This is a genomic window from Marinimicrobium sp. UBA4209 (genome assembly GCF_002381585.1).
Lineage (GTDB): Bacteria > Pseudomonadota > Gammaproteobacteria > Pseudomonadales > Cellvibrionaceae > Marinimicrobium > Marinimicrobium koreense.
In genome coordinates this window covers 36,322-36,813 of record NZ_DFTP01000070.1, presented here as the reverse complement: position 1 = coordinate 36,813, position 492 = coordinate 36,322, and the positions used below count along the sequence as shown (strand labels likewise).

Sequence of the window (492 nt, the reverse complement as noted above, 5' to 3'; positions counted from 1 at the left end):
GAATCTGGCCGTCGAGCGCAGCCAGGGCAGCAGACTCCAGCGATTCGTACCAGACATCGGCGGCGGTCAACGCCACCGTGGCCGGGGTATTGGCCGGCGCCGAGCCCAGGATGGTGAACGGAAAATAACGACCGACCCGGTCCACGCTGGGCAGAGAAATTCCGGCCCAAAGCTGGCCGTCTATCACGCCTGGAGAGAGCGCAAATCGCCAGATGGGACTGGTGAGATACACATCCAGCCAGTGCTCGCCCAACTGCTCCTGAGTCGCAGCGATTACAGACTGTAACCAGTCATCCCAGATATTCACGCACTGCGATGGTAGCCCCCGGTGAATGAAATCACCGTGGGCGGGCAGCTTACCGAAAAAACCAACGACGCCATTGGCACTCATCACAGCACCTCCGGACACTGATATCGGCGCAGGGGATTATTGGTCAACAGATTGTCGACGCTTTGGGTGCGCACTTCATACACCATCGTGTTCCGATCCGC

At 59.1% G+C, this 492-nt stretch carries 2 protein-coding genes; both read right to left on the bottom strand.

The features are described from left to right. Positions 1-391, bottom strand: a 391-nt coding sequence (gene tagF / locus B3187_RS10350; protein WP_286806268.1) for a type VI secretion system-associated protein TagF, incomplete at its 3' end; no start/stop codon positions are given. After that, on the bottom strand, positions 391-492 hold a 102-nt coding region (locus B3187_RS17585; protein WP_414673693.1), incomplete at its 5' end, for a hypothetical protein. The genes B3187_RS17585 and tagF, both read right to left, overlap by 1 nt.